At 68.8% G+C, this 26,021-nt stretch carries 24 protein-coding genes; 10 read left to right on the top strand and 14 right to left on the bottom strand.

The genetic code is table 11. The features are described from left to right. Position 1 precedes the first annotated feature (1 nt). Genes dqs_RS00830 through dqs_RS00810 form a run of 5 tightly spaced genes read right to left on the bottom strand, consistent with a single transcriptional unit; the run spans position 2 to position 2,544 of the window. A complete protein-coding gene (locus dqs_RS00830; protein ID WP_011763892.1) occupies positions 2 to 535 on the bottom strand; it encodes a F0F1 ATP synthase subunit delta in 534 nt (177 codons plus the stop codon). Positions 536 to 538: 3 nt separating this feature from the next. After that, entirely contained in the window at positions 539 to 1,012 is a 474-nt protein-coding gene (locus dqs_RS00825; RefSeq protein ID WP_011763891.1) for a F0F1 ATP synthase subunit B, read from the bottom strand. 41 nt (positions 1,013 to 1,053) lie between these two features. After that, positions 1,054 to 1,299 (bottom strand): F0F1 ATP synthase subunit C, encoded by a 246-nt coding sequence (gene atpE, locus dqs_RS00820; RefSeq protein WP_002925444.1) that lies wholly within the window; start codon positions 1,297 to 1,299, stop codon positions 1,054 to 1,056. Positions 1,300 to 1,354: 55 nt separating this feature from the next. Further along, complete coding sequence (gene atpB / locus dqs_RS00815) at positions 1,355 to 2,203, bottom strand: F0F1 ATP synthase subunit A (protein WP_011763890.1); 849 nt, start codon at positions 2,201 to 2,203, stop codon at positions 1,355 to 1,357. Positions 2,204 to 2,205: 2 nt separating this feature from the next. Beyond that, on the bottom strand, positions 2,206 to 2,544 hold the full coding sequence (locus dqs_RS00810) for an ATP synthase subunit I (protein ID WP_065339397.1): 339 nt from the start codon (positions 2,542 to 2,544) through the stop codon (positions 2,206 to 2,208). 188 nt (positions 2,545 to 2,732) lie between these two features. Here dqs_RS00810 and dqs_RS00805 point away from each other — a divergent pair, with 188 nt between their 5' ends. The 5 genes from dqs_RS00805 (at position 2,733) to dqs_RS00785 (ending at position 11,177) form a co-directional block, all read left to right on the top strand. Beyond that, entirely contained in the window at positions 2,733 to 3,044 is a 312-nt protein-coding gene (locus tag dqs_RS00805) for an ArsR/SmtB family transcription factor (protein ID WP_011763888.1), read from the top strand. Between the two features lie 80 nt (positions 3,045 to 3,124). Beyond that, on the top strand, positions 3,125 to 5,263 hold the full coding sequence (aas, locus tag dqs_RS00800) for a bifunctional acyl-ACP--phospholipid O-acyltransferase/long-chain-fatty-acid--ACP ligase (protein WP_084018127.1): 2,139 nt from the start codon (positions 3,125 to 3,127) through the stop codon (positions 5,261 to 5,263). Next, complete coding sequence (locus tag dqs_RS00795) at positions 5,260 to 6,510, top strand: amidohydrolase family protein (RefSeq protein ID WP_065339396.1); 1,251 nt, start codon at positions 5,260 to 5,262, stop codon at positions 6,508 to 6,510. Before aas ends, dqs_RS00795 begins: the two co-directional genes overlap by 4 nt. Further along, positions 6,507 to 8,390, top strand: a complete 1,884-nt coding sequence (locus dqs_RS00790; protein ID WP_065339395.1) for an MFS transporter — start codon at positions 6,507 to 6,509, stop codon at positions 8,388 to 8,390. Before dqs_RS00795 ends, dqs_RS00790 begins: the two co-directional genes overlap by 4 nt. Positions 8,391 to 8,411: 21 nt before the next feature. Continuing rightward, positions 8,412 to 11,177 carry a DUF2339 domain-containing protein gene (locus dqs_RS00785; RefSeq protein WP_065339394.1) on the top strand — a complete coding sequence of 922 codons (2,766 nt, stop codon included), beginning with the start codon at positions 8,412 to 8,414 and terminating at the stop codon, positions 11,175 to 11,177. A gap of 100 nt (positions 11,178 to 11,277) precedes the next feature. Here dqs_RS00785 and dqs_RS00780 read toward each other — a convergent pair whose 3' ends face one another. The 6 genes from dqs_RS00780 to mnmG form a co-directional block, all read right to left on the bottom strand. Then, positions 11,278 to 12,141 (bottom strand): ParB/RepB/Spo0J family partition protein, encoded by an 864-nt coding sequence (locus dqs_RS00780; protein ID WP_065339393.1) that lies wholly within the window; start codon positions 12,139 to 12,141, stop codon positions 11,278 to 11,280. A 1-nt stretch (position 12,142) separates the two neighbouring features. Then, positions 12,143 to 12,484 (bottom strand): HepT-like ribonuclease domain-containing protein, encoded by a 342-nt coding sequence (locus dqs_RS00775; RefSeq protein WP_148268699.1) that lies wholly within the window; start codon positions 12,482 to 12,484, stop codon positions 12,143 to 12,145. 17 nt (positions 12,485 to 12,501) lie between these two features. Continuing rightward, positions 12,502 to 12,795: a nucleotidyltransferase family protein gene (locus dqs_RS00770; RefSeq protein WP_011763881.1), complete on the bottom strand. Its 294-nt coding sequence runs from the start codon at positions 12,793 to 12,795 to the stop codon at positions 12,502 to 12,504. A gap of 9 nt (positions 12,796 to 12,804) precedes the next feature. Beyond that, positions 12,805 to 13,575 carry a ParA family protein gene (locus tag dqs_RS00765; protein WP_011763880.1) on the bottom strand — a complete coding sequence of 257 codons (771 nt, stop codon included), beginning with the start codon at positions 13,573 to 13,575 and terminating at the stop codon, positions 12,805 to 12,807. A gap of 131 nt (positions 13,576 to 13,706) precedes the next feature. After that, positions 13,707 to 14,345 (bottom strand): 16S rRNA (guanine(527)-N(7))-methyltransferase RsmG, encoded by a 639-nt coding sequence (gene rsmG / locus dqs_RS00760; protein ID WP_065339392.1) that lies wholly within the window; start codon positions 14,343 to 14,345, stop codon positions 13,707 to 13,709. Further along, positions 14,342 to 16,246: a tRNA uridine-5-carboxymethylaminomethyl(34) synthesis enzyme MnmG gene (gene mnmG / locus dqs_RS00755; RefSeq protein ID WP_065339391.1), complete on the bottom strand. Its 1,905-nt coding sequence runs from the start codon at positions 16,244 to 16,246 to the stop codon at positions 14,342 to 14,344. Before mnmG ends, rsmG begins: the two co-directional genes overlap by 4 nt. 183 nt (positions 16,247 to 16,429) lie before the next feature. Between mnmG and dqs_RS00750 the strand changes: the two genes are divergently transcribed. Then, positions 16,430 to 17,599, top strand: coding sequence for an FIST signal transduction protein (locus dqs_RS00750; protein WP_065339390.1), 1,170 nt, complete (start codon positions 16,430 to 16,432; stop codon positions 17,597 to 17,599). Here dqs_RS00750 and dqs_RS00745 read toward each other — a convergent pair. Continuing rightward, positions 17,583 to 18,431 (bottom strand): metallophosphoesterase family protein, encoded by an 849-nt coding sequence (locus tag dqs_RS00745; protein WP_065339389.1) that lies wholly within the window; start codon positions 18,429 to 18,431, stop codon positions 17,583 to 17,585. The genes dqs_RS00750 and dqs_RS00745 overlap by 17 nt on opposite strands. Positions 18,432 to 18,444: 13 nt before the next feature. Beyond that, positions 18,445 to 19,431 carry a diacylglycerol/lipid kinase family protein gene (locus dqs_RS00740; RefSeq protein WP_011763875.1) on the bottom strand — a complete coding sequence of 329 codons (987 nt, stop codon included), beginning with the start codon at positions 19,429 to 19,431 and terminating at the stop codon, positions 18,445 to 18,447. A 158-nt stretch (positions 19,432 to 19,589) separates the two neighbouring features. On the opposite strand from dqs_RS00740, the gene urtA reads away from it, so the two are divergent. The 4 genes from urtA to dqs_RS00720 are packed head-to-tail and all read left to right on the top strand — an operon-like array spanning position 19,590 to position 24,979. Further along, positions 19,590 to 20,888 (top strand): urea ABC transporter substrate-binding protein, encoded by a 1,299-nt coding sequence (gene urtA / locus dqs_RS00735; RefSeq protein ID WP_084018125.1) that lies wholly within the window; start codon positions 19,590 to 19,592, stop codon positions 20,886 to 20,888. Next, positions 20,885 to 23,107 (top strand): ATP-binding protein, encoded by a 2,223-nt coding sequence (locus dqs_RS00730; RefSeq protein ID WP_065339388.1) that lies wholly within the window; start codon positions 20,885 to 20,887, stop codon positions 23,105 to 23,107. Before urtA ends, dqs_RS00730 begins: the two co-directional genes overlap by 4 nt. Positions 23,108 to 23,141: 34 nt before the next feature. Continuing rightward, complete coding sequence (locus tag dqs_RS00725; RefSeq protein ID WP_011763872.1) at positions 23,142 to 23,543, top strand: response regulator; 402 nt, start codon at positions 23,142 to 23,144, stop codon at positions 23,541 to 23,543. Beyond that, positions 23,540 to 24,979 carry a diguanylate cyclase gene (locus tag dqs_RS00720; protein ID WP_065339387.1) on the top strand — a complete coding sequence of 480 codons (1,440 nt, stop codon included), beginning with the start codon at positions 23,540 to 23,542 and terminating at the stop codon, positions 24,977 to 24,979. The genes dqs_RS00725 and dqs_RS00720 overlap by 4 nt, the downstream gene beginning before the upstream one ends. Here dqs_RS00720 and dqs_RS00715 read toward each other — a convergent pair. Beyond that, on the bottom strand, positions 24,976 to 25,896 hold the full coding sequence (locus dqs_RS00715) for a branched-chain amino acid transaminase (protein ID WP_065339386.1): 921 nt from the start codon (positions 25,894 to 25,896) through the stop codon (positions 24,976 to 24,978). The genes dqs_RS00720 and dqs_RS00715 overlap by 4 nt on opposite strands. Positions 25,897 to 26,021: the final 125 nt, after the last annotated feature.

The following is a 26,021-nucleotide window of genomic DNA, read 5'->3' as shown; positions in this document are numbered from 1 at the left end:
CCTAGTTCTTGAGCGCAGCGGCCATGTTCGCGAGCTTGCCGCGGACCGAGGCGTCGATCACTTCGTCGCCGACGGCGATGCGGACCCCACCGATGAGTTCGGGGTCGATGCTGACGGTCACGTTCAGGCGGGCCTGGAAGCGGGCTTCCAGGTCGGCCTTCAGTGCAGCCAGCGCGGCATCGTCGAGGGGGAAGGCGGAGGCGATTTCAGCCTCCAGGACGCCTTCGTGTTCGTTCTTCAGAGCAACGAACAGGTCACGGATCTCCGGAAGCACCTGCAGACGTTCGTTATCCACGAGGACGCGGACGAAGTTCTGCTGCTCGGCGGTCAGGTTCCCACCGACTTCCTGCACCAGCGTGTTGAGCTGGTCAGCGGAAAGCTTGGGATCGTTGATACACGCCCGCATGGAAGAATCGGCCGCCACAGCGGCGAGCCGATCCAGTGCTTCCGACCAAGGCCCCAGCGCACCTGCCCCGCGGGCCAGCTCGAAGGCGGCATCCGCATAAGGGCGCGCGATGGTGACGTTCTCGGCCATGACTTATTGCAGTTCCTGTTTCAGGTTGGCAAGCAGCTCGGCGTGCACCTGGGCGTTGATTTCGCGACGCAGGATCTTTTCCGCGCCGGCAACAGCCAGATGAGCGACCTGGTCGCGCAGGGCTTCCTTGGCACGCTGGGCAGCGGCGCCGGCTTCGGCTTCCGCGGCTTCACGAGCCTGGGCGATGATGCGGCTGGCTTCGGCACGGGCTTCGTCGACCAGTTGGCTCGCCTGCTTTTCAGCGGAGGCACGCACATCGCCCGCGGATTCGCGAGCCTTGCGCAGTTCCTCGACGACCTTCTTCTCGGCGAGAGCCAGATCGGCCTTGGCCTTGTCCGCAGCTGCCAGCCCGTCAGCGATTTTCTTCGCGCGCTCGTCCAGTGCCTTCACGATGGGCGGCCACACGAATTTCATCGTGAACCACGCCAGGATGAAGAACACAACGAGCTGGGCTATCAGGGTTGCGTTCAGATTCACTGTTCTAGGTCCTCAGTGAGTTTGAGAGGAACTCGAACCGATCAGAGCTGGAACGGGTTGGCGAAGGCGAACATCATCGCGATACCGACACCGATCAGGAACGCGGCGTCGATCAGACCGGCCAGCAGGAACATCTTGGTTTGCAGCGCGTTCATCAGTTCGGGCTGACGGGCGGAGGCTTCGAGGTACTTGGAACCCATGATGCCGATACCGATACACGCACCGATAGCACCCAGACCGATGATCAGACCAGCAGCCAGCGCAACAAAACCCAGAACGTTTTCCATGACGACTCCTTAGTTAAAGATGATTGAGTTTAAAAATGGGTACTGCGAAAAAAGCTTAGTGACCTTCGTGCGCCTGGCCGATGTACACCAGGGTCAGCATCATGAAGATGAAGGCCTGCAGGGTGATGATCAGGATGTGGAAGATGGCCCAGATGGAACCCGCGACGATGTGGCCGACGAAACCGAACACGGTGGCGGTGGAGCCGAGCAGCGCGATCAGGATGAAGATCAGTTCGCCGGCGTACATGTTGCCAAACAGTCGCATGCCGTGGGACACGGTCTTGGCGACGAATTCGATGATCTGCATCGCGAAGTTGATCGGGTAGAGCAGCGGGTGGCTGCCGAACGGCGCGGTGAAGAGCTCGTGCACCCAGCCCGAGACGCCCTTGATCTTGACGTTGTAGTACAGGCAGAGCAGCAGCACGCCGCAGGACATGCCCAGCGTGGCCGACAGGTCGGCGGTCGGCACCACACGCATGTAGGCGTGATGCGGATCACCCCCGGCAGAGGCGTAGACGCCTTCCCAGATGCGCGGCAGCAGATCGACCGGCAGCATGTCCATCGCGTTCATCAGGAAAATCCAGACGAACACGGTGAGCGCGAGCGGAGCAACGAACTTGCGCGATTCGGCGCTGTGGATGATGCCCTTGGCCTGGTCTGCGACCATTTCAACGAGCAGCTCGACAAAGCCCTGGAAGCGCCCCGGCACACCGGCGGTTGCCTTGCGGGCGGCCAGCCACAGCAAGAAGACCGTCAGCAGCCCGAGCAGCACCGAATAGAACATCGAGTCGACGTTGATGACGCTGAAGTCGACGATGCTGGTCTGCGCATGACCGGTGCTGTTGAGGTGGGTAAGGTGGTGGACGACGTATTCTGATGCGGTTGGTGCGTGCTCTGTAGCCATAGTCAGTTTCTTACCAAGAATGCAAACAAATTCGCCTTGAGCGCCAGAATCAGGCCGATCAGCAGCGCGCCCCAATGGACGCCCGGATACAAGGCCGGAAACAGCACCAACAATCCAACTATCGACGCGATCTTCACGAACTCGCCGACCACAAATGCGGTTACGGTTGCACCGCTGCGCCTGGCCAGCGCACCCAGCCGTAGCGCAAAAATCGCCGCCGGCACAATGCAGGCCAAAGCCCCGTACGCCGCCGATATCGCCCCGCGAGGGCCGAAAAAAACGGCCGCAATGGCCGTGGCGACGAGGCCGGCGCCTAACTGCAGCAGCACTGATCTGAGCATCGGTGACGTCACTGTGCCGCAGCGGTGGGCAACCGTATAAAAATCCCGTCAATACTAAGGGTTAACCGTAGGGAAGTCAAACCTTGCCCGCGCTGCAACAACGTCGCGCCGCCGCGCGATATCTTTTAGCTTATACACGACCCAAATGAAGGATTGACGGCGGGCGGCACGCTGGCGAACATGGCCTCATGAATCCTGACTACTCCCGCGAGATCCCGCAGCCCTGGCGGCAGATGTCACGCGTTTTCACCGCACTGGGGGATGAACATCGACAGCGCATCCTGCTGACCTTCGAGCGTGACGAGCGCCTCAACGTCAGTCAGATCGCCGGCGTATCGACGCTGTCACGACCGGCAGTCTCGCATCACCTCAAGATCCTGCGCGAAGCGGGCGTGCTGTCGTCCGAGAAGGTCGGCAAGGAGATCTACTTCTGGGTCAACACGTCCTTCCTGACCGAAACTTTCGACAACGTGCGCGACTATCTTGCCAGCCGCCTGTGAATGTCATGTCGAAATGTCTGGACGCGTAATCACTTTGACGGCATGATCCGGGTTCCCCTCGCCCGAATAGGTAAGCGGTCATGCCTGTGATCAGATTCGTGCTGCGCCTGCTGCTCGGCACTCTCTTCAGCGTTCGCGTCCGCGGCGACAACGCGTCGCTCTCGGCGCGCCGTCTGCTCATCGTCGCCAATCACGAGTCCTTCCTCGACGGCCTTCTGCTGGGTCTGTTCCTGCCGGCGGACCCCGTGTTCGTGGTTCACACCGGCGTCACCCGCCGCTTCTGGTTCAGGCTCGCGTTGAGGCTGGTCGATCATCTTGCGGTCGACCCGACCAACCCGATGGCGATGAAGCGCGTCATCCGGCTGCTGGAAGAAGGCCGCCCGGTGGTCATCTTCCCGGAGGGGCGCATCACCATCACCGGCAGCCTGATGAAGGTGTACGAGGGCCCCGCCTTCGTGGCCGCGAAGACCGGGGCGACCATCGTGCCGGTGCGCCTCGACGGCGCCGCCCGCAGCTACTTCTCGCGCGTTGCCGGCCGCCATCCCCGCCGCCTGCTGCCGCGCATCACATTGAGCATCCAGCCGCCGACCCGGATCGAGATGCCGGAAGCGCCCACCGCGAAGGCGCGCCGCCAGAAGGCGGGCGAGGCGATGCGCCGCCTGATGCAGGAGATGCTGTTCGCCTCGCGGCCGTCACAGACGCTGTTCGACGCGCTGCTCGACACCGCGGCGCTGCACGGGCGGCAACGCGCCGTGGTGGAGGACGTCAAGCAGGTGGAATACAGCTACGGCGACCTGATCAAGATGTCGCTCGCACTCGGTCGGCTCGGCAGCCGACTGGGCGAGCCGGGCGAGCGCATCGGCGTCCTGCTGCCCAATCTGGCGCCCACGCTCGGACTGGTTTTCGGTCTCAATGCCTTCGGCCGCACGCCGGCGATGCTGAACTACACCGCTGGAACCGAAGGGCTGCAGGCGGCCTGCACCGCGGCGTGCCTGCGCACGGTCATCACCTCACGTGCCTTCCTGGAGCAGGCCCGGCTTACGGAGCGCGTCACGGCGCTCGAAGGCGTGCGCATCGTCTATCTCGAAGACCTCCGCGCAAGCCTGGGGCTGGCCGACAAGCTGTGGCTGATGCTGTGGGCGCTCCACTTCCCGCGGCTCGCCACCTGCCGCCAGCAGCCGGGCGATCCCGCGGTGGTGTTGTTCACATCGGGATCGGAAGGCAAGCCGAAGGGCGTCGTACTGTCGCATCAGGCGCTGCTGGCCAACGTCGCCCAGATCCGCGCGGTGGTGGATATCTCGCCCGACGACAAGATCCTCAACGCCTTGCCGCTGTTTCATTCGTTCGGGTTGACGGCGGGTTCGTTGCTGCCGGTGCTGTCCGGTGCCGATGTCTTCCTCTACCCCTCGCCGTTGCATTACCGGGTGATTCCGGAACTCGCCTACGACCGCGGTTGCACCGTGCTCCTGGGCACCAGCACCTTCCTCGGCAATTACGCCAGGTTTGCCCACCCCTACGACTTCTTCCGCTTGCGCTACGTCATCGCCGGAGCCGAAAAGCTGTCTGAAGCGGTGCGCACCAGCTGGTTCGAGAAGTTCGGCATCCGCATCTTCGAAGGTTACGGCGCCACCGAGACCGCGCCCGTGCTGGCGGTGAATACGCCGATGGCCTACCGCAGCGGCACCGTCGGGCAACTGCTTCCCGGTCTGCACGCCAAGTTGCTCGCGGTGCCCGGTATCGACCGCGGAGGCATACTCCACGTCAGCGGGCCCAACCTCATGTCCGGCTACCTGCGGGTCGAACAACCCGGCGTGCTGCAGCCGCCGTCGTCCGCAGCCGGCGAAGGGTGGTACGAAACCGGCGACGTGGTCGATATCGACGACGACGGCTTCCTGCGCATCGTCGGCCGTGTAAAGCGCTTCGCCAAGGTCGCGGGTGAAATGGTGTCGCTCGAATCCGTCGAGAAACTGGCCGTGCAGACCGCGCCGGAGTTCGCCCATGCGGCCTCTACCCAGCCCGACCCGGCACGCGGCGAAAGCATCGTGCTGTTCTCCACCGACCCGGCCCTGACCCGCGAACGCCTGCAGGCCGCGGCGCGCGACGGCGGCTGGCCGGAGATTGCGGTCCCCCGGCGCATTGTCCCCGTCGACGCGCTGCCGCTGCTGGGCACCGGCAAGATCGACTACGTGACGCTCAAACGGTGGGCGGAAGCAGCGTGAGCCGCTCGACCTGCAACACCCGCCGTCGCCTGCTGCTGGCTGCGGGCGGGGTCGCGTTGGCGGGCACCGCGGCCGGCTTCGCAGCGGCGCGCCCGCTGCTGATGAACGAATGCCGCGCCCAGTTGCCGGCCGATCCCGCAGTGCAGGCCTTGCTGACGGCGGCGTGGGCGGACCTCGATCCAGCCAGGGTATGGGATGTCCACGTCCACCTCGCCGGCACCGGCGACTCTGGTCGCGGCATCGAGCTGTCGGAACGGATGCAGACACCGTTGCGCCCTTTCGACTATGCGCAGCGGCTGTTCTACCTCAACGCGGGCTGCGCCCACCGCGCCCCCGGCCAGGTTGACGAGAGCTACATCGCCCGCCTGCAGAACCTGTGCGCGGATGCTCCGGCAGGCTTCAAGCTGATGCTGTTCGCGTTCGACCGCGCATACGACGAGCACGGCCGCGTGCTGCCGCTCGAAGGCAGCATGTACATCCCCAACGACTATGCCAGCGAGGTCGCGCGGCGGGCACCCGAACGCTTCGAATGGGTGTGCTCGATCCACCCGTGGCGCACGGACGCTGTGGCGCAGCTGCAAGCCGCCGCGGAGCAGGGCGCGCGCGCGGTGAAATGGCTGCCGCCGGCGATGGGCATCGACCCCGCCTCGCAGCGCTGCGACGCGTTCTACGACGCGCTGGCGCGACTCGACCTGCCGCTGCTGACCCACGTCGGCGAAGAAAAGGCAGTGCACGGCCCTGGCCTGCCGGAGTGGGGCAATCCCTTGCGGCTGCGGCGGGCGCTGGAGCGCGGCGTACGTGTCATCGCGGCCCACTGCGGCAGCCTGGGCAGCGACGTCGACACCGACCGGGCAAGCCGCCCGCGCGTCCCGACCTTCGACCTCTTCGCGCGGTTGATGGACGACGAAGCCCATGCCAGCCGCCTGCTCGGCGACGTGTCCGCGATCACGCTGATCAACCGCGACCCCGAAGTCATCCGTACCATCGTCGAACGGCGCGAGTGGCACGAGCGCCTGCTGTTCGGCAGCGACTACCCGCTGCCGGGCATCGTCCCGCTGATTCCGCTGGCCAAGCTGGTGCGCGAACGACTGCTCGACGCCGGAGCCGTACCTGCGCTGGACGCCTTGCGCCACCACAACCCCATCCTGTTCGACTTCGCCCTGAAGCGGCAGCTGGCCTCGCGCGGCAGGCGGCTTCCGGCGAGCGTCTTCGAAACCCGTCGTCATTTCGACCGGAGCGTGGCATGAGCCAGCAATTCGAACTGATGAAGCAGCGCCGCTTCCTGCCCTTCTTCCTGACCCAGTTCCTCGGCGCGTTCAACGACAACGTCTACAAGAACGCGCTGGTGGTGCTGCTGACCTTCCAGGCGGCGCGCTACACCACGCTCGCGCCGGGCGTGCTGGTCAATCTGTGCGCCGGCCTGTTCATCCTGCCGTTCTTCCTGTTCTCGGCCACGGCCGGTCAGATTGCCGACAAATACGAGAAGAGCCGCCTGATCCGCTTCACCAAGCTGCTCGAAATCGGCGTGATGTTGCTCGGCTGCGTCGCCTTCGCGGCGGAGTCGCTCGTCCTGATGCTGGCCACGCTGTTCCTGATGGGTGCGCAGTCGACGCTGTTCGGTCCGGTCAAGTACGCCATCCTGCCGCAGCACCTGCAGGAAAACGAGCTGGTCGGCGGCAATGCGCTGGTCGAATCGGGCACCTTCGTCGCCATCCTCATCGGCACCCTCGCGGGGGGTGTGATGGTCAGCATGCCGGACGGCACCCTGTGGGTCTCCGCCGCGATCGTCACGCTCGCGCTTGCGGGTTACCTCAGCAGCCGCGGCATTCCCACCGCACCCGCCGCGGCGCCCGAGTTGCGGATCAACTGGAATCCGGTCACCGAAACCTGGCGCAACCTCGCGTTCACCCGCGGCAACCGCAGCGTGTTCCTGGCAGTGCTCGGCATCTCCTGGTTCTGGTTCTATGGCGCGGTGTTCCTGTCACAGTTCCCGGCCTACGCCAAGGACGTGCTCGGCGGCGACGAACACGCCGTCGTGCTGCTGCTGGCGGTGTTCTCGGTCGGTATCGGCATCGGCTCGCTGCTGTGCGAACGCCTGTCCACCGGCCACATCGAGATCGGCCTGGTGCCGTTCGGCTCGCTTGGGCTGTCGCTGTTCGCACTCGACCTGTGGTGGGCCAGCCCCGCCGCCGTGGTGCCGGGCACGCCCGCCGCCCCGCTATCGGCCCTGCTCGCGCAGCCGGCCAACTGGCGCGTCGTCGCCGACCTCGTCGCGATCGGCATCTTCGGCGGTTTCTACATCGTGCCGCTGTACGCACTGATCCAGAGCCGCAGCGAGCCGGGCCACCGTTCGCGCATCATTGCCGGCAACAACATCCTCAACGCGGCCTTCATGGTGGTCGCTGCCGGCATGGGCGCCGCGCTGCTGGCGGCAGGACTGGACGTCACCGCGCTGTTCCTCGTCACCGCGCTGCTCAACGCCGTGGTGGCTATCTACATCTACACCCTGGTACCGGAATTCCTGCTGCGCTTCCTCGTGTGGCTGCTGGTGCACAGCGTCTATCGCCTGCAGGTGCGCGGCGTTCAGCACATTCCGGAGCAGGGTGCCGCGGTATTGGTGTGCAACCACGTCAGCTTCGTCGATGCGCTGGTGATCATGGCCGCCAGCCGGCGGCCGATCCGCTTCGTGATGCACCACCAGATCTTCCGTTTGCCGCTGCTGCGCTTCGTATTCCGCGAGGGGCGGGCGATTCCGATCGCATCGGCAAAGGAAGACCCGGCGATGATGGAACGCGCCTTCGACGAGATCGCGCGCGCGCTCGAGGCTGGTGAGTTGATCGCGATCTTCCCTGAAGGCCATATCACCGAAGACGGCGATATCTCCCCCTTCCGTCCCGGCATCCGCCGCATCCTCGAACGCAACCCGGTGCCGGTGGTGCCGCTGGCGCTGCGCGGTCTGTGGGGCAGCTTCTTCTCGCGCAAGGACGGCCGGCCGATGTCGCGGCCGCTGCGGCGGGGGCTGTTCAGCCGCATCGAACTGGTCGCCGGCGAACCGCTCGCCGCGGCGGCCGCCAGCCCGGAAGCGCTGCAGGGCCGGGTGGCCGAGCTGCGGGCCGACTGGCGCTGAACGAAGCTCGCGGAGGCGTCCATGGCGATGGTGATCTGGATCGCGGCCGGCGCCCTCGTCGGTCTGATTGGCGGCCCAGCCGGGATTCTGGCCGGTGCCGTGCTTGGGGGCTTGGTCGCACAGCTGCGCAAGGACGGGCAGCAGACGGCCTCGCGGCATGATCGGCGCATCGCCGCACTCGAACGTGAAGTGGCGACCCTTTCGCGCCGCGTTGCCGCCATCACTGCGCCGCCGGCCTCCGCAGGCGCCGCACCCGCCGGGCCGGTGGAAGAACCCGCCCCGCTCCATCTCGACCTCGACCTTCCGCCGCTGCAGACCGCGTCCGCCGACGTGGCGGCACCCGCTGGCAGCCCACCGGCGGACGACGCCCTCGTCCCCACCAAAGCCGGCCCGGCCCTACCCCCAAGGTCGCCGTCTGTCGCCCCGCTCGACGCGGACGCGCCGGATCTCGACGCCCTGTATTTGCGCTGCCGCGACTGGCTGCTCGGCGGCAACACGCTGGTGCGGGTCGGCATCCTGGTGCTGTTCTTCGGGCTGGCCTTCCTCGCCCGCTACGCGGTGGAACACGCCTTGCTGCCGCCTGCGCTGCGGCTGGCCGGCATCGGCGGCGGCGGGCTGGCGCTCGCCGCGCTCGGCTGGCGGCTGCGCCGCCGCCGCCCCGGCTATGCGCTGACCCTGCAGGGCGGCGGCGTGGCGGTGCTCTACCTGACGGTGTTCGCCGCCTTCCGCCTGTATGCGCTGCTGCCCGCCAGCGCCGCCTTCGCGCTGATGCTGCTGATCGTCGCCGCCGCGGCCTGGTTCGCGGTGCGCCAGGGCGCGCCGGCGCTGGCGGTGATCGGCACCGCCGGCGGCTTTGCCGCCCCCATCCTCGCCTCCACCGGCGGCGGCACCCACGTCGAACTGTTCACCTATTACGCGCTGCTCAACACCGGCGTGCTTGCGCTGGCGTGGTGGCGGGCGTGGCGCTCGCTCAACCTCACCGGCTTCCTGTTCACCTTCGCGATCGGCCTCGCCTGGGGCGCCGCCGACTATCACCCCTGGCATTTCGCCACCACCGAACCCTTCCTGGTCCTGTTCTTCCTGATGTACGTCGCCGCCGCGGTGGCCTATGCCTGGAAGCGCGCACCGGCGCTCGGCGACCCCGTGGATGGCACGCTGGTGTTCGGCGTGCCGGTGGTCGGCTTCGGCCTGCAGGCTGCGCTGGTGCACGGCATGCCCGATGCGCTCGCCTGGAGCGCTGCCGCGGTTGGCGTCTTCTATCTGGTGCTCGCCGCCGCGCTGCACCGCCTGCGCAAGCCGGCGCTCGAACTGCTGGTGGCGAGCTTCACCGCGCTCGGCATCGCCTTCCTGACGCTGGCGATTCCGCTCGCGTTCGACGGCCGCTGGAGCGCCGCGGCGTGGGCACTGGAAGGCGCGGCGCTGTGGTGGGTGGGGCTGCGTCAGCAGCGTCGGCTCGCCGCCGCCTGCGGCCTGCTGCTGCAGGCGGGCGCCGGACTGCTGTTCGCCGCCGACCTTGCCCAGCACCCCGGGCTGCGCGATCTTGCCGTGCTCAACAGCGCCTTCCTCGGTACCACGATGATCGCTGGAGCCGGCTTCGTCAGCGCCTGGCTGGCGGCACGCGAGACCCGCTGGCCCGCATGGCTGCAGGCCGTGGGCCATGCGCTGCTCGCCTGGGCCTGGCTGTGGTGGCTCGGCGGCGGCTGGGCGGAGATCGACGCCCAGGTATTCACCGGCACCCGGCCGGCGGCGCATCTGCTGCTGTTCGCCGCCAGCGGCGCCGTCGCGGTGGGGCTGGCGGCACGCCTGCGCTGGGCGGATCTGCAATCGGCAGTGGCCTTGCCCGCGGCGGGCATGCTGCTCGCCATCGCCCAGGTGATGAACTACGGCGTGCCGCCGTCCGGCCACGGCGGCTGGCTGGCGTGGCCCGCCGCGCTCGCGCTGCATGCGTTCGCGCTGTATCGCGCCGACGCGCATCCGGCACGCGGTCTGCTGGGCTGGACGCACGCCGCCGGCGTATGGCTGTTGGCGCTGGCCGCAGCGCAAGAGGTCGGCCAGCGCGTCGCCACGCTGGGCTGGGGCAATGGCTGGGAGACCGCGGCCTTCGCACTGCCGCCGGTGCTGGTGCTCGCACTGCTGACGCGCATGGCGAGTGGCGCACGCTGGCCGTTCGCCACCTGGCGCCCGGCCTATCTGGTTGCGGGCGCTGTCCCGCTGGCGATCGGGCTGGTGCTGTGGTCGCTGGTAGTCCTGCCGCTGGCCGATGGCAGCACGCGGCCCTACGGCTATGTGCCGTTGGCGAACCCGCTGGATCTCACCGTGATCGCGGCGCTGGGGACGATCGCCGGGTGGTTGCGGCGCGCGCGCCCGCAACTCGAGGCGCGATTCGGCCCGCTGCAGCCGCTACAGGCCGGCCTCGCGCTGGTTGCCTTCATCGCCGCCAATGGCTCGCTGCTGCGCGCGGTGCATCACGCCACCGGGCTGCCGTGGGAACTGCCGCGACTGCTCGCCGCCGACACCACCCAGACCGCGCTGTCGCTGATGTGGGCCGTGCTCGGCCTCGGCCTGATGCTGCTCGCCAACCGCCGCGCCAGCCGCCCGACCTGGCTGGCCGGCGCGGCGCTGATGGCGGCGGTGGTGGCCAAGCTCTTCCTGGTGGACATGGCGGCGAGCGGTACGCTCACCCGCATCGTGTCCTTCATCGGCGCCGGGCTGCTGTTGCTGGTGGTGGGCTATTTTTCGCCGCTGCCGCCGAAGCAGACGGTGCCTGCGGAACGCGCCCCCGAGTGAAGCGGAGGGCTCGCCGCACGACGGCACGCGGTTTCAGCGCAGCCCCGCTGAGGACGCGGTAAGCCCGATCGTCGGGCATGCCTGCCCGCCGGGCTCTTTCTCAGCGCAGGCGGCCGAGCAGGCCGTCGAGCTGGTCGAGGCTGCCGAAGCGGATGGTGACCTCACCAGCGCCCTTCTTGTTGGCCTTGATCTTCACGGTGGCGCCGATGGCGTCGGCGATTTCCTCTTCGAGGCGCACCAGATCGCGGTCGGGCGCCGCCGCCGCCTTCTTCTGGCGCGGGTTCAGCGTGTGCTGCACCAGACGCTCGGTCTCGCGCACCGACAGCTGACGCGCCGCCACGACATTGGCGAGCTGGATCTGGCTGGCGCCGTCGAGCGGCAGCAGCGCGCGCGCGTGGCCCATGTCGATGTCGCCCGCCATCAGCAGTTCCTGCACCGGCTTGGCGAGGTTGAGCAGGCGCAGCAGGTTGCTCGCCGCCGGCCGCGAACGGCCGACCGCATCGGCGGCCTGCTGGTGGGTCATCGCGAATTCGTCGATCAGGCGCTGGATGCCGCCGGCTTCTTCAAGCGGGTTGAGGTCCTCGCGCTGGATGTTCTCGATCAGCGACATCGCCAGCGCGGCTTCGTCGGGGATCTCGCGTACCAGGCAGGGCAGTTCGGCCAGGCCGGCGATCTGCGAGGCGCGCCAGCGCCGTTCGCCGGCGATGATCTCGTAGCGCGGCGCCCCGTTGAGCTGGGGCAGCGGCCGCACCAGCACGGGCTGCATCACGCCCTGCGCCTTGATCGACGCCGCCAGCTCTTCCAGCGAGCCGGGGTCCATGCGGGTGCGCGGCTGGTACTTGCCGGGCTGCAGCGCCGCGGTGGCGAGCGTCTGCAGCTCGCCCTTCTCGGCTTCGTCGTCGCGGTTGGCGGCCAGCAGGGCATCGAGGCCGCGGCCGAGGCCTTTGAGTTTGGGTGGTGTCATTTCAGTCGCCGGGCTGTTCGCCCCGTATCAATGTTTGAGCCTGTTCCAGGCTTGCGCGCAGACCAGGCAGGTCACGGACGATGGTTTGCCAGACCCGCGCCGGCTCTATCGAGGCGTAACCGTGGATCAGGCGGTTACGGTGATCGATGACGACGCGCCACGGCACCTCGGCATAGCGCGCCCGCAACTCCGTCGAAAGCTGGCTGGCCGCTTCGCCCAGGATCTCGAAACTGCGCTCGATCGCGCGTTGCGTCCGCAGATCGGCCATGAACGCCGCCTCACCCACCTGCGCGAACGATTCGATTTCCGCCAACGCAGCGAGCATGTCACCGACCAGCAGCAAGGCGTCCCGCTCGCGGGTCACAGTGTGCGGGCCTCGGCCAGCACCCGCACGCGCAGCGCCGGATGCAGTTCATCCTCGATCACCAGGTCCACCCGGTGGGCCAGCATGTCGTCGAGTTCCTGATTGAGCCGTACCACCTCGAACGAGGAGATGTCGCGCGGCAGATCCACCAGCAGATCGATATCGCTGTCCGCCCCTTCCTCACCCCGCGCCACCGAGCCGAACACGCGCGGATTGGACGCACGGTGGCGGGCGAGGCAGGCCAGCACTTCCTCGCGGCGGGCGATCAGCTGTTCGAACAATCGGCCCATGGTCGCGTCCTAGAAAGCCTTGGCGCGTTCGATCATTTCGCCGGCGAAGGCCATGTAGGCCTGCGCGCCCTTGGCGGCCTTGTCGAACACCACGCCGGGCATGCCGTGGCTGGGCGCTTCGGCCAGGCGCACGTTGCGCGGCACGATGGCGGAGAACACCTTGTCGCCGAAGTGGCCTTCGAGCTGGGCGGAGACCTGCTGCTGCAATGTGACCCGCGGGTCGAACATTACCCGCAGCAGGCCGATGATCTTGAGGTCGCGGTTGAGGTTGGCGTGCACCTTCTTGATGGTGTTCACCAGGTCGGACAGGCCTTCCAGCGCGTAGTACTCGCACTGCATCGGGATGATGACGCCGTGGGCGGCGCACAGGCCGTTCAGCGTCAGCATCGACAGCGAGGGCGGGCAGTCGATCAGCACGAAGTCGTAGTCGGCGTCGAACTGCTGCAGCGCCTCGCGCAGGCGGTTTTCGCGGTTTTCGAGGCTGACCAGCTCGACCTCGGCGCCGGCGAGGTCACGGTTGGCCGGCAGCACGTCGTAACCGCCGGTGGGCGACGTCACCCGCGCCTCGGCCAGCCCGGTGAGGCCGACCAGCAGGTGATACACCGACTGTTCCAGGCTGCGCTTGTCCACCCCGCTGCCCATGGTGGCGTTGCCCTGCGGGTCGAGATCGACCAGCAGGGTGCGCTGGCCGCACTGGTGCAGCGCGGCGGCGAGGTTGACGCAGGTGGTGGTCTTGCCCACCCCGCCTTTCTGGTTGGCGACACAGAAGATACGGGCCATGGTCCGGTTATGCAGTTAGCCTGGGGAAGGCCCGCGCGCGGCAGGCTTCCCGGAGTTTAGTCGATTGCGGCGGCGGTCCGCCGGCGCCGGCGACAGGCTGCGCCGCCATGATGACGGCGATGCGTACGGCCTCAGCCACGCGCGATCACCAGCAGGTGGCGTTCGGCGTCGAGGCCGGGCACCGCCAGCGGATGGGTGGCACGCACGGTCCAGCCGGCGGGCAGCGCGGCGACCTCGTCGTCCGGGCGCACGCCCTTCATCGCGTACAGCGCGCCGCCGTCGCCGACGAGGTGGCCGGACAGCTCGACGAAATCCTTCAGGCTGGAGAAGGCGCGCGAGATCACGCCGTCGCAGGGCTGCTCCGGCTTCAGGTTCTCGACCCGCGCATTGAGCGGCTGGAAGTTGCCGAGGCCAAGTTCAATTTTCGCCTGCTGCTGGAAGGTCGCCTTCTTGTTCACCGTCTCGACCGAGATCACGCTCAGCTCCGGGCGCACGATGGCCAGCGGAATCCCCGGCAGGCCGCCACCGGAGCCGATGTCGGCCAGCCGCGTCACCGCGGACAGATACGGCAGCACCGCGAGCGAATCGAGCAGGTGATGGGTGATGACCTCCTGCGGCGCACGGATCGCGGTGAGGTTGTAGACCTTGTTCCACTTCAGCAGCAGCTCGCCGAAGGCGATCAGCCGCGCCTGGGTCGCGGCGGGGATGTCGAGGCCGAGCGCGGCGATGCCGTCGGCCAGCTGGCCGGCGTAAGGCGTCAATACACTCATGCGGACCTGCGCTCGCTGCGCGCCGCCAGGTCGCGGCGCTTCAACCACACCAGCAGCAGCGAGATCGCCGCCGGGGTGATGCCCTGGATGCGGCCGGCCTGGCCGATGGTTTCCGGCTTGTGCAGGTTGAGCTTCTGCTGCACTTCCTTGGACAGGCCGCGCACCTCGGCGTAATCGAGGTCGGCCGGCAGGCGGGTGGATTCGGCCTGCAGCTGCTTGGCCACTTCATCCTGCTGGCGGTCGATGTAGCCCTGGTACTTGGCGGCGATCTCCAGCTGCTCGACCACCTGCGGATCGGTCTCGGGCTGCTCGGGGGCGCCGGGCAGGCTCATCAGGCTGGCGTAGGTGGTCTCGGGCCGGCGCAGCAGCTCGAAGTAGCGCGCCTCGCGCTCCAGCGTCTTGCCGAGCACGCGCTCCTGGTCCGCCACCGGAATCAGCTCCGGCCGAGCCAGACTGGTCTTTAGCCGCGCGGTCTCGCGCTCGATCGCCTCGCGCTTGGCGCAGAACGCCGCCCAGCGCACGTCATCCACCAGGCCCAGCTCGCGGCCCTTCTCGGTGAGGCGCAGGTCGGCGTTGTCCTCGCGCAGCTGCAGGCGGTATTCGGCGCGCGACGTGAACATGCGGTAGGGCTCGGACACGCCGCGGGTGATGAGGTCGTCCACCAGCACGCCGAGATAGGCCTCGTCGCGGCGCGGACACCACGCCTCGCGACCCTGCACCTGCAGCGCGGCGTTGGCGCCGGCGAGCAGGCCCTGCGCGGCGGCTTCCTCGTAGCCGGTGGTGCCGTTGATCTGGCCGGCGAAGAAGAGCCCGCCGATCGACTTGGTTTCGAGCGAGGACTTGAGGTTGCGCGGATCGAAGTAGTCGTACTCGATGGCGTAGCCCGGACGCAGGATGTGGGCGTTCTCCAGGCCGCGGATGCTGCGCACGATCTCCAGCTGCACGTCGAAGGGCAGCGAGGTGGAAATGCCGTTGGGGTAGATCTCGTGCGTCGTCAGGCCTTCCGGCTCGAGGAAGATGTTGTGGCTGTCCTTGTCGGCGAAGCGGTGGATCTTGTCCTCGATCGACGGGCAGTAGCGCGGCCCGACGCCTTCGATCACGCCGGAATACATCGGCGAGCGGTCGAGGTTGGCGCGGATGACGTCGTGGGTGCGGGTATTGGTGTGCGTCATCCAGCACGGCAGCTGGGCCGGGTGCTGGGCGGCCGAGCCGAGGAAGCTGAACACCGGCACCGGATCGTCGCCCGGCTGCACCGTCATCACCGAAAAGTCGATGCTGCGCGCGTCCAGCCGCGGCGGCGTGCCGGTCTTGAGCCGGCCCTGCGGCAGCGCGAGTTCCTTCAGGCGCTGGCCGAGCGAGATCGCCGGCGGGTCGCCGGCGCGGCCGGCGGAGTAGTGTTCGAGGCCGACGTGGATCAGGCCGTTGAGGAAGGTGCCGGCGGTCAGCACCACCGCCGGCGCCTCGAAGCGCAGGCCGATCTGGGTGACCACGCCGGTGACGCGGTCGCCGGCCACGGTGAGGTCGTCCACCGCCTGCTGGAACAGCCACAGGTTGGGCTGGTTCTCCAGCCGCTTGCGGATCGCCGCCTTGTACAGCACACGGTCGGCCTGGGCGCGGGTGGCGCGCACCGCCGGCCCCTTGGAGGCGTTGAGGATGCGGAACTGGATGCCGCCCTCGTCGGTGGCCGCCGCCATCGCGCCGCCGAGCGCGTCGACTTCCTTCACCAGGTGGCCCTTGCCGATGCCGCCGATCGACGGGTTGCAGCTCATCTGCCCGAGGGTTTCGATGTTGTGGCTGAGCAGCAGGGTGCGGCAGCCCATGCGCGCGGCGGCGAGGGCGGCCTCGGTGCCGGCATGACCGCCGCCAACCACGATGACATCGAAACGGGTGGGATAGAGCATGGGACGCTCCGCGCTGCGAAACCTGGGGAAAGGCCGCGGATTCTACGCCGTTGCAGCGCAAAATCCTAGCGGGAAACAACCCTGTTTCACGAAATTCCGACGGCGAAACATGGGCTTATCTCGCCCAAAACCGCGCCGCCGGGGCGCTGTCCAACTTGCGTCGCCACCACGGACAGCGCCGCCATGACCGCCCCCACCTTCCTCGCCGCCCACGCCGCCGCACCCCAGTGGCGACGTGCCCTCGATGTGTGCCTTGCCCGTCTCGAGCACGGCGCCCGCAACGCCGGCCGCCCCTTGGGCGACTACACGCTGGGCTGGTGCTATTTCACCGATGCCTACACCGCAGCGGCCGAGCCGCTGCTCGCCGAGTTGCAGCGCCGGGTGCCCGGCGCGAGCTGGGTCGGCACCGCGGGTAGCGGCGTCGCCGCCAGCGGCGTCGAGTACATCGACCAGCCGGCGCTGGTGCTGATGCTGGCCCCGCTGCCGCGCAGCGCGTTCCGCGTCTTCTCCGGGCGCCAGCCCCTGCACCCCGAGCGCGACGGTTTTCCTGCCCACGCGGCGCTGGTGCACGCCGACGGCAACACGCCCGACCTGCAGGAGCTGCTGCCCGAACTCGCCGCGCGCACCGCCAGCGGCTACCTGTTCGGCGGCCTCTCGTCGGCCAGCCGCCACCTGCAACTCGCCGACGCGGTACTCAGCGGCGGGCTCTCGGGGGTCGCGTTCAGCGACGAAGTCGGCCTCATCTCGCGTGTCACCCAGGGCTGCCAGCCGATCGGCCCGCTGCGCACCGCCACCCGGGTGGACGACAACGTGCTGCTGACGCTGGATGGCCTGCCGGCGCTGGCCTGCGTGCTGCAGGACCTCGGTCTCGCCAACGACATCCCGGTGGCCGAGATGGCCGACGCGCTGTCCGGCACGCTGGTCGGTCTGCGCGCCCCGGGCGAGGCGCAACCCGGCGCACCCGGCCGCTTCGGCGCCGACACCGTGGTGCGCCATATCGTCGGCGTCGATCCGCGCGCCCGCGTGCTGGTGGTGGCCGACGAAGTCGCGGCGGGCAGCCGGCTCGCGTTCTGCCATCGCAATCCGGACGCGGCCATGGCCGACCTGCACCGCATCGCGGGCGAAATCCGCGACGAGCTGGCGACCCGCGGACAGCGCGCCGCGGGCGCGGTCTACGCCAGCTGCATCGGCCGCGGCGGGCCGCACTTCGGCCGTCCCAACGCCGAGCTGGCGGCGATCCGCGAGGTGCTCGGCGACATGCCGCTGGCCGGTTTCTTCGCCGGCGGCGAGATCGCGCGCGACCGCCTGTACGGCTACACCGGGGTGCTCACGGTGTTCACGATGCCCGAGTAGTCGCCTCCGCCGGCCCGCATTCGAGCGCCAGCGGCGTCTGCGCACGGCAGGCGAAGCGGTGCTCGGCCTCGTCGTAGTCCCAGCGTTCGACCACGCAAGCGGAGGCGCCGGCGCCGTGACGGATCAGGTTGAAGGAGTTGCCGGCCTCGTGGCGGATGCGGTGCGACAGCGCGGTGCCGGCCTGCACCACCCACAGCGGTCGCGGCGCGCCGTCCGGCCCGGGCAGCGCGAGCGGTTGCACGTAGGGCAGGTGGATATGACCGCCGAGCAGCAGGTCGGCCCCCGCTGCCGCCCAGCGCCGCAGCGCCCGCTCGCGGCCGCGCAGCAGATCAGACGCGTCCTGCGGCCGGACCACCGCCGCCGGCTGATGGGTGACGATGACGCGCAGCTGACCGGGGCGGGCGGCTTCGAGCCGGCGCGCCACGCGTTCGACCTGGTCCGCACGCACCACCCCGTCGGTGTGGCGCCAGCGGCTGACCGTATTCACCAGCTGCAGCTGCAGGCTGTCGTCCTCATGGCAGGCTTCGAGCTGCGGCCCGAACACGCGCCGGAAGCCGGCGAAAGGGCGCAGCAGCCGGCGTTGCAGCGCATACAGCGGGATGTCGTGGTTGCCCGGCAGCACCAGCACCGGCGCCCCGTTCAGGCCGGCGCGCAGGCGCTCGATGAAGGCGCGCGCGGCGTCGAACTGGTGGCGGCGCGCGCGCTGGGTGATGTCACCGGAGATCACCGCGACATCGATGGTCTGGCGCGCGACGCAATGCAACAGCGCCTCCACCACCGGCGCCCGTTCGGTGCCGAAGTGCGGATCGGACAGATGGAGCAGGGCCGCCACGGGCGTTCCGCCCTTACGGCGCCGGTGGCGGGCACAGCAGCTGCAGGCGCGCCGGCGCCACGCGGAACTGCAGCGGCAGCCGCATCCACAGCACTTCGCCATCGGTCGCCACCTTCACGCGCGGCGGCCGGCGCCCGCCACCGGCGCTGACGAAGAGCGCCGCGCACGGAAAGCTGAACACGTTGTCGGCGTCGCCCAGCCGTCCGAGCGTGCCACGCAGCGCCAGCGCCAGCATGCCCAGCGGGCTCACCGGCCGCAGTCCGATCACCGCGAGCGCGCCGGCGTCCACGCACGCCGCTTCGGCCATGCCGATCTGCTCCAGCTGCAGGCGGTTGTTGCCGACGAACAGTGTGGGCGTCTCGACCCGCCCGGTGGCGTCGTCGCAGCGCAGCCACAGGCGCAGCACACGGTGGTTGCGCAACAGGGTGTACAGCGCGGACACGAAGGCCACCGCACGGCTGCGGCCGAACTGGCGCTTCGCCGTCTCGCGCTCTTCCAGCAGTTGCGGATACATGCCCACGCTGGCATTGACGAGGAAGATGCGGCCGTTGACCTCGCCGACCTGCACCGGCCGCAGCTCGCCCTCCACCAGCACGCGCGCGGCGGCTTCGAGATCCTCGGGAATGTGGTGGGTGCGGCCGAAGTAGTTGAAGGTGCCCATCGGCAGCACGCCGAAGCGGCAACCGGCCTCGAGCACCGCGTGCGCCACTGCGTTGATGGTGCCGTCACCGCCCGCCGCAACTACCGCGCCGCCGCTGGCCGCGGCCCGCAGCGCGCAGTCGGCCGCGATGCCACCGAGTTGCGCCGGGTCCTCCACCGCGATGAACTCGTGGGCCCGCCCCGCCGCATCCAGCACCGCGGCGATGCGGCGCCGCGCGTCGTCGGCATCCTGCGCACCCGACCCCGGGTTGAGCACGATCAGCAGGGGCCCGTCGATCGCGCCCTCCGCGACGGATTGCACGCTGTCGGCCGGCAACGCTGGCTTAGCATCAGCATTCATCTTCGGTCGCACCGCAGGATGAAACTGCGACTCTACGGCGGACGCCAGCGGGCGTCCACGCCACCCGCGCCGCCGGCGCGGGTTAGAATTACACCTATTGTTATAGTGGTTATTCCCGCACCGGCCTTCCGGCGCGCGGTATCGGAGTGGAACAAGCCTTGAAATCGCGCATCCTCGCGGCGGTCGCCGTGCTGCTGGTAGCCGGCATCGCGGCCGCGGTGGCGATATGGCCTTCGGCCGGGCCGGCGCGTGCCGGGCAGGTCCAGCCCATCCGCGTCGGCGTGCTGCATTCCCTGTCCGGCACCATGGCGATCAGCGAGCGCAGCGTCGCGGCCGCCACCCGGCTCGCGATCGACCACATCAACGCGGCCGGCGGGGTGCTCGGCCGCCCGCTCGAAGCGGTGGTGCGCGACGGCGCCTCCGACTGGAGCACCTTCGCGCGCGAGGCCGACGCGCTGATCGCCCGCGAGAAGGTCGAGGTCGTCTTCGGCTGCTGGACCTCCGCCTCGCGCAAGACCGTGAAGCCGGTGTTCGAGCGCCACGACCACCTGCTGTTCTACCCGGTGCAGTACGAGGGGCTGGAGAGTTCGCCCAACATCGTCTACACCGGCGCCGCGCCCAACCAGCAGATCATTCCGGCGGTGAAGTGGGCGCTCGACAATATCGGCCGGCGCTTCTTCCTGGTCGGCTCCGACTACGTCTTTCCGCATTCGGCCAACGCGATCATGAAGGACCAGATCCGCTCGCTGCGCGGCGAGGTGGTGGGCGAACACTACGTGCTGCTGGGCAGCAGCGCGGTGGAGGCGGCGGTGGAGGCGATCGCCGCGACCCGCCCGGACGTGATCCTCAACACCCTCAACGGCGACAGCAACGTCGCCTTCTTCAAGGCGCTGCGGGCGTACGGCATCACCCCGCAGGTGATCCCGACGATCTCGTTCAGCATCGCCGAGGCCGAGCTGCAGGCGATGGGCAGTGCCGACTTCGCCGGCGACTACGCGGCGTGGAACTACTTCCAGAGCCTGCCGGGCGAGGCCAATGCCGACTTCGTCGCCGCCTACAAGGCCCGCTACGGCGAGCAGGAGGTCGTGACCGACCCGATGGAGGCGGCCTGGATCGGCGTGCACCTGTGGGCGCGCGCGGTGGAATCGGCCGGCAGCGCCGACCCGCGTGCGGTGCGGCTGGCGCTGCAGGGCAAGTCGATGGCGGCGCCGGAAGGCGCGGTCAGCATCGACCCGCACAGCCAGCACCTGTGGAAATCGGTCCGCATCGGCCGCATCCTGCCCGGCGGCCAGTTCGAGGTGGTGTGGAGCACGCCCAAACCGGTGCGCCCGCTGCCCTACCCGGGTTACCGGCCGCCGCATGAATGGGACGCCTTCCTGCGCCGCCTCAACGAGCGCTGGAACGGCCACTGGGCCAATCCGGGCGCCACGCCCTCCACCGTGGAAGCGCGCTCGTGAGCCGGCTGAAGTCGATCGGCGCGGAGCTGGGCCTGCTCTTCCTGGTCGTGGCGCTGGCCCCTATCGTCACCGCCTACTACGTCGCCAACGACATCTTCGGCGAGGCCATCCGCCAGGAAAAACGCGAGGCCCTGACCGCGATCGCCGACGCCGCGCACGGTCGCATCGAGTCCTACGTGCGCACGCTGATCTCCGACACCACCACGCTGGCGAAATCGCCCAAGGTCGGCGAACTGCTCAGTGCGCTCGAGCATCTGCCCGGCCCCTCGCCGGCCACCGCCGAATTCCTGCGCGCCTACCGCGAGGAAAAGGGCTACTACGACGTGATGCTGGTCGACCACCTCGGCAACATCCGGCTGTCGCTGTCGCAGCCCGAAGTGGTCGGGCAGAGCATCCAGGGCGAACTGCTGCGCGGCAGCGCGCTCGCGCGCACCATCGACACCGCCAATACCTTGCTGCAGACCGAGGTCTCCAACTTCGCGCATTTCCCGCCCAGCAAGGGCCACGCCGCCTTCCTCGCGGCGCCGGTGTTCGCCGGCGGCGTCATCATCGGCAACGCGGTGCTGCAGATCGACAACCGCGAGCTGGACGGCATCATCAACCGCTTCGGCGGGCTGGGCGAAAGCGGCGAGGTGCTGGTGGGCACCATCGAGAACGCGCAGTTGCTGATCACCGCGCCGCCGCGCCACGACGCGACCTTGCGCAACCGCCAGGTGGACGCCGCCCGCTTCGCCCCGCTGCGCGCCGCGCTCGAAGGCAGCCAGGGCACCGGCGGCTACACCGACTATCGCGGCCACGACACGCTGGCGGTGTGGCGCTACCTGCCGTCGCTCAACTGGGGAATGCTGGTCAAGATCGACACCGCCGAGCTGTACGCGCCCATCCGCCGCTTCGAGGCGATCTCGCTGATGGTGATGGTGGCCTCGGTGCTGCTGGTGCTGTTCGGCGTGGCGCTGTCCAACCGGCTGGTGTCGCGTCCGCTGGTGCGCTTCGCGCAGACGGTGAAGGCGCTGGACGAGGAATCGCTGCCGGCGGCGGTGAATATCGACGCCCGCCACGAAATCCGCGACCTCGTCACCGCCTTCAATACGCTGATCGGCAGCGTTCGCTCCCACCAACACCAGCTCGAAGCGCGGGTCAGCGAACGCACCGCCGAGCTTGCCACCGCCAACGCCGGGCTGGCCCGCGCCAACCTCGACCTGCAGGAGAGCAACGCCGAACTGGCGGTGACGCTGGACGAGCTGCAGCGCACCCACCGCCAGCTGGTCGAATCGGAAAAGCTCGCGACGCTCGGCCAGCTCATCGCCGGCATCGCGCACGAGATCAACACCCCGCTCGGCTCGATCGCGTCGTCGATCGACACCATCATCGCCGGCGGCCAGCAGCAGACGGCCTTCCTCGCGCTCTACGCCGGGCTGGGCGAAGACCACCGCGCGCTGGTGTGCAGCCTGCTGGACGTGGCCGCAACCGGCTCCAGCCTCAGCCTGAAGGAAAAGCGCGCGCTGAAGAAGGACTACGAGACACGGCTGGCCGAGCACCCGGCGGTGGATGCGCGCAAGGCCGCCGAGCTGCTGTCCCACCTGCCGCCGCTGGACCTCGAGCGCTACCTGCCGCTGCTGACCCACCCCGAGGCGGGCGCGATCCTCGATCAGGTCAAGCACGCGATGAACCTGCACCGCGCCAGCCACAACATCAAGCTCGCGTCCGAAAAGGCGCGCAAGGTGGTGTTCGCGCTGAAGAACTTCGCCCGCTTCGGCGACCACGGCAGCAAGACGCCCACCCGGCTGCGCGACAGCATCGACACCGTGCTGACGCTGTACCACAACCAGATCAAGCAGGCAGTGGACCTGCGCGCCGAGCTGCCCGACCTGCCGCCCATTCCCGCCTACGCCGACGAACTGGGCCAGGTGTGGATGAACCTGATCCACAACGCGCTGCAGGCGATGGACTACTGCGGCCGGCTCGACATCACGCTGGAACAGGACGCCGAACGCGCGGTGGTACGCATCAGCGACACCGGCTGCGGCATCCCGGAGGAGATCCGCGAGCGCATCTTCCAGCCCTTCTTCACCACCAAGCCCGCCGGCGAAGGCAGCGGCCTCGGGCTCGACATCGTGCGCAAGATCCTCGACAAGCACGGCGGTTCGATCCGGGTCGAATCCGCCGTCGGCCGCGGCAGCACCTTCGAAGTCACGCTGCCTGCCACGGAGACCGCATGAACCGCCCCCCATCCGCCCGCGCCGGAGAAGCACGATGACCGACGGCGTGATCCTCTGCGTCGATGACGAGGAAACCATCCTCACCGCGCTCGAGATGCAGCTCGACGAACTGTTCGACGCCCGCTTCATCGTCGAACTGGCGCAGGGCGCGGCCGAAGCCTACGAGGTGCTGGAAAGCTACGAAGCCGGCGAGCTGCCGCTGCTGGTGATCATCTCCGACTGGCAGATGCCGCAGATCAAGGGCGACGAGTTCCTGATCGAAGCCCACCGCCGCTTTCCGCACGTGGTCAAGATCATGCTGTCGGGCCACGCCGACCCGGCCGCGGTGGACAACGCACGCGAACACGCCGACCTCTACTGCTTCCTGTCCAAACCCTGGGACAAGGACGAGCTGCGCAACGCCATCCTCGACGGCATCCGGGACAAACGCCCATGAGCGGGCGCTACGCGATCGTCTGCATCGACGACGAGGAAACCATCCTCGAAAGCCTGTCGATGGAACTCGCCGGGCGCTTCCCCGGCGTCGACCTCGAACTGCTGCAGGACAACGCCGACGCCGAGGGCCTGATCGGCGGCCTGCTCGCCGCCGGGGTCGAGGTGCCGGTGGTGGTGTGCGACTACATCATGCCGGGGCGCCGCGGCGATGCCGTGCTGGCCGCGGTGCACCGGCTGGCGCCCGCCGCGCGCACGATCATGCTGACCGGCCAGAGCAACCTCGAAGGCGTCACCCACGCGATCAACCACGCCAACCTGTACCGCTACATCGCCAAGCCCTGGAACAAGGAAGACCTCGCGCTGACGCTGCAGGGCGCGCTCGAAAGCTACATCCAGGAAGCCACCATCCAGCGCCAGAACCAGGCCCTGGTCGCGCTCAATGACGGCCTCGAGCGCAAGGTGGCCGAGCGCACCGAGGCGCTGCGCGCGGCCAACGCCAATCTCACCGAGGCCAACCGCAAGATCGGCGAATACCTGGAGATCATCGACCGCCAGGTGCTGATCTGCCGCATCAACCGCGCCGGCCTGGTCACCTACGCGTCCGAAGCCTTCTGCCGCCGCAGCGGCTACACCCGCGCCGACCTGATCGGCCTCAACTACTGGCACGCGCTGTATTCCGCCACCACCGAAACGCTGATGCGCGAAATCCTCGCCCGCATCGAGGCCGGCGCCGGCTGGGAAGGCGAAATCCTGCACCAGTGCCGCAACGGCGAGTACTACTGGGCGCGCGAAACCATCGCCCCCGACGTCGGCGAGCACGGCGCCGTCATCGGTTTCACCAGCATCCGGCAGGACATCACCGACAAGAAGGCGGTGGAAGCGCTCAGCGTCACCGACCCGCTCACCGGGCTCGCCAACCGGCGCCAGTTCCAGCAGGTGCTGGAAGGCGAGATCGCCCGCGCCAGCCGCGGCGCGCGCGCGCTCGCGTTCTGCCTGGTCGATGTCGACCACTTCAAGGCCTACAACGACCACTACGGCCACGCCGCCGGCGACAAGGTGTTGCAGCGCCTGGGGCGGCTGCTCACCGACACCTTCCGCCGCAGCACCGACTTCACCTTCCGCATCGGCGGCGAAGAATTCGCGCTGCTGTTTCCGGTGCGCGACAGCGCCGAAGCCGCCACCACTGCCGCCGAGCTGGTAGCGCTGGTGGAGGCGCAGGCCATCGTGCACGCCTTCGGCAGCCCCGGCCCGCACCTGACGATTTCGATGGGGGTGCGGGTCATCAGCCCGCGCGAGCAGCCGTTGGACGTGGACCGCATCTTCCAGGAAGCCGATGCGCTGCTGTACCAGGCCAAGCACGAAGGCCGCAACCGCTACGTACTGGGCGGCGAGGCGGTGGCCGCACCCGCGGCGCCCGCCTCGTCCGGCGACGCCTAGGCGGGGGCCAGCCAGTCGGCGTGGGCCGGGTCCTCGCCGCGCACGCAGGCGAAGAAGCGGCGCTGCAGCGCCTGCGTCACCGGCCCCGGCCTGCCGCTGCCGACGCGGCGCCTATCCACCTCCACCACCGGGGTGATCTCCGCCGCGGTGCCGGTGAAGAACACCTCGTCGGCGATGTACAGCTCGTCGCGGGTGATGCGGCGGGCGCGGATCTCGTAGCCGGCCTCGGTGGCCAGGGTCTGCAGCGTGCGCCGGGTGATGCCGTCCAGCGCGGAGGTGATCTCCGGCTCGTAGATCACGCCGCGCTTGACCACGAACACGTTCTCGCCCGGCCCCTCGGCAACGAAGCCGTCGGTGTCGAGCAGCAGCGCCTCGTCATAGCCTTCGGCGCGCGCCTCGCGGCAGGCGAGGATGGAGTTGGTGTAGGTCGACACCGACTTGGCGCGGCACATCTGCACGTTCACATGATGGCGGGCGAAGCTCGCGACCTTGACGCGGATACCGCGCTCGAGCGCTTGCGCGCCGAGGTAGGCGCCCCACTGCCACGCCGCCACCATCACATGGGTGGCCGCCCCGGCGGGGTCGACGCCCACTTTTTCCGCGCCCAGAAACACCAGCGGGCGGATATAGCCGCCGTCCAGCCCGTTGCGCCGCACCGCTTCGAGACAGGCCGCGCGGACTTCCGCCGGCGTGCAAGGCATGGCCAGCCCGAGGATGTGCGCCGAATCGAACAGGCGCTCGATGTGATCGTCCAGCCGGAACACGGCCGGGCCGTGGGCGGTGGGGTAGGCGCGGATGCCTTCGAAACAGCCCAGCCCGTAGTGCAGCGTGTGGGTCAGCGCGTGCACTTTGGCCTCGCGCCAGGGCAGCCATTGCCCGTCCATCCAGATCCAGCCGTCGCGGTCTTCCATGCTCATGATGTGCTCCAGGTTTGCGTAGGAAACGGCTCCGCGGGGCGCGGAACCGGGGCACACCGGCGGTCGCCGGCATGGGCCGTCGGCGCGGAAGAAGCGGGGGTGGGCTTCGGCGGTGGCGCAGCGGT

Source organism: Azoarcus olearius (assembly GCF_001682385.1).
Taxonomy (GTDB): Bacteria; Pseudomonadota; Gammaproteobacteria; order Burkholderiales; family Rhodocyclaceae; genus Azoarcus; species Azoarcus olearius.
This window is presented reverse-complemented; position numbering and strand designations above follow the sequence as displayed.

Bases quoted from the DNA above. Each gene is read 5' to 3' on its own strand.
- dqs_RS00830 (WP_011763892.1), bottom strand. From the start codon at position 535: ATGGCCGAGAACGTCACCATCGCGCGCCCTTATGCGGATGCCGCCTTC.
- atpE (WP_002925444.1), bottom strand. From the start codon at position 1,299: ATGGAAAACGTTCTGGGTTTTGTTGCGCTGGCTGCTGGTCTGATCATC.
- atpB (WP_011763890.1), bottom strand. From the start codon at position 2,203: ATGGCTACAGAGCACGCACCAACCGCATCAGAATACGTCGTCCACCAC.
- dqs_RS00810 (WP_065339397.1), bottom strand. From the start codon at position 2,544: ATGCTCAGATCAGTGCTGCTGCAGTTAGGCGCCGGCCTCGTCGCCACG.
- dqs_RS00805 (WP_011763888.1), top strand. From the start codon at position 2,733: ATGAATCCTGACTACTCCCGCGAGATCCCGCAGCCCTGGCGGCAGATG.
- aas (WP_084018127.1), top strand. From the start codon at position 3,125: ATGCCTGTGATCAGATTCGTGCTGCGCCTGCTGCTCGGCACTCTCTTC.
- dqs_RS00790 (WP_065339395.1), top strand. From the start codon at position 6,507: ATGAGCCAGCAATTCGAACTGATGAAGCAGCGCCGCTTCCTGCCCTTC.
- dqs_RS00785 (WP_065339394.1), top strand. From the start codon at position 8,412: ATGGCGATGGTGATCTGGATCGCGGCCGGCGCCCTCGTCGGTCTGATT.
- dqs_RS00780 (WP_065339393.1), bottom strand. From the start codon at position 12,141: ATGACACCACCCAAACTCAAAGGCCTCGGCCGCGGCCTCGATGCCCTG.
- dqs_RS00770 (WP_011763881.1), bottom strand. From the start codon at position 12,795: ATGGGCCGATTGTTCGAACAGCTGATCGCCCGCCGCGAGGAAGTGCTG.
- dqs_RS00765 (WP_011763880.1), bottom strand. From the start codon at position 13,575: ATGGCCCGTATCTTCTGTGTCGCCAACCAGAAAGGCGGGGTGGGCAAG.
- rsmG (WP_065339392.1), bottom strand. From the start codon at position 14,345: ATGAGTGTATTGACGCCTTACGCCGGCCAGCTGGCCGACGGCATCGCC.
- mnmG (WP_065339391.1), bottom strand. From the start codon at position 16,246: ATGCTCTATCCCACCCGTTTCGATGTCATCGTGGTTGGCGGCGGTCAT.
- dqs_RS00750 (WP_065339390.1), top strand. From the start codon at position 16,430: ATGACCGCCCCCACCTTCCTCGCCGCCCACGCCGCCGCACCCCAGTGG.
- dqs_RS00740 (WP_011763875.1), bottom strand. From the start codon at position 19,431: ATGAATGCTGATGCTAAGCCAGCGTTGCCGGCCGACAGCGTGCAATCC.
- dqs_RS00725 (WP_011763872.1), top strand. From the start codon at position 23,142: ATGACCGACGGCGTGATCCTCTGCGTCGATGACGAGGAAACCATCCTC.
- dqs_RS00720 (WP_065339387.1), top strand. From the start codon at position 23,540: ATGAGCGGGCGCTACGCGATCGTCTGCATCGACGACGAGGAAACCATC.
- dqs_RS00715 (WP_065339386.1), bottom strand. From the start codon at position 25,896: ATGAGCATGGAAGACCGCGACGGCTGGATCTGGATGGACGGGCAATGG.